Genomic DNA, 1,550 nt, shown 5'->3' on the forward strand with positions numbered 1-1,550 from the left:
CTTGCCAGGAACGCGTATCGCTGCGCTGATCACCTCGAGTGCGAGAAAGTAGAGCTGGATGTCCCGGCGACACCGATGGCTCTGCGATGCCGGTGAGCTCGTTTGCCAGGATGGTGCGGGGGTCAGCCGAGGGGACCACGGTTTGTCGCCATGGCGGCATCTGCCGTCCGGGAGCACGCGTGTCAGACTCCGAGTCTTCCCTTGACTCCTCCGGGACAGCCGTCGAGCGGGGTGGGCGCGGCTGTCGGGAGCGGGCGATGAATCGGCAGGAAGTGAAGGACGAGGTCATCCATCTGCGGTCCGCGGGAGTGGACCTGGGCAAGCGGTTCCTGCTGGCCTGCGTGCGCACGCCCAGCACGAAGCGGTCGGGGGTCTGGAGTCTGGAGACGGAGCGGTTCGGGACCACGCGGTCGGAAGTCCGCCGGCTGTTGACCTGGCTGGCGGAGCGTGAAGTAGAGGTGGTGGTCATGGAGGCCACCGCCGACTACTGGCGCGGTGTCTACTACGTTCTGCAGCCCCATCTCAACCTGATGCTGGTCAACCCCGCGCACCTCAAGGGTATTCGGGGCCGCAAGAGCGATCCCAGCGACGCGGCCTTCCTCGCCCGGGCCGGCGCGTCCGGGATGGTGATGGCCTCGTTCGTCCCCAAGCGTGCGGTCCGGGAACTGCGGGATCTGACCCGCAGGCGTACCGAGCTCGTGCGGGCCGCGGGCTGGGAGGTTCAGCGGCTGGAGAAGGAGCTGGAGGACACCGGCATGAAACTCACCTCGGTGCTGACCGACGTCACAGGTGTGAGTGGCCGGGCAATCCTGGAGGCCCTCGTCGCTGGGGAACGTGACCCCGGTCAGCTGGCGGGCCTCGCCGTCGGCAGGGCCCGAGCGAAGATCCCAGCCCTCGTTGAGGCTCTGGACGGCGACTTCACCGACCACCATGCCTTCATGGTCCGCCACTACCTCGACGAGATCGACCGCTTCAAGAGCGCCGTCACCGTGTTCGACGCCCGGATCGCCGGCCTTCTGGCCGAGCGGGAGCACGAGCTGGACCTTCTCGACTCGATCCCGGGAATCGGCCGGATGGCAGCAGAGATCATCCTGGCCGAGACCGGAGGGGACATGAACCAGTTCCCGACCGCCGGACACCTCGCGTCGTGGATCGGTGTCTGTCCTGGGCAGAACGAGTCCGCGGGAGTGAGCAAGTCGGGCACGACCCGACCAGGCAACAGCAACCTTAAACGGCTGCTCGGCGTCGCTGCCATGGCCGCGATCAGGAACAAGGACACCTACCTCGCCGCCTACTTCCGGCGCATCTCCGCACGCCGGGGAGGCAAACGCGCCGTGGTCGCGGTCATGCACAAACTCGCCATCGCGATCTGGCACGTCCTGCACGACGATGTCCCCTACCGTGATCTTGGCGCCGACTACTTCACCAAGCGTGACCCCGAACGTGCCATGCGCCGCATGATCAAGGAAGCGAACAGCCTCGGAATGACCGTCCGCTTCGAACCCATCACAACGTCCTGACCTCGCAGTCGCTTGCATCTTTCGTGTCAG

General features: G+C 66.3%; 1 protein-coding gene. It reads left to right on the forward strand.

What is annotated here, in order from left to right:
- Window positions 1-257: 257 nt before the first annotated feature.
- Window positions 258-1,520 carry an IS110 family transposase gene (locus tag ACWD1Z_RS37530; RefSeq protein WP_451125406.1) on the forward strand — a complete coding sequence of 421 codons (1,263 nt, stop codon included), beginning with the start codon at window positions 258-260 and terminating at the stop codon, window positions 1,518-1,520.
- The last annotated feature ends 30 nt before the right edge of the window (window positions 1,521-1,550 follow it).

The organism is Streptomyces sp. NPDC002784 (assembly GCF_053592135.1).

Coding starts and splice junctions, on each gene's coding strand:
- ACWD1Z_RS37530 (WP_451125406.1), top strand. CDS start 258: ATGAATCGGCAGGAAGTGAAGGACGAGGTCATCCATCTGCGGTCCGCG.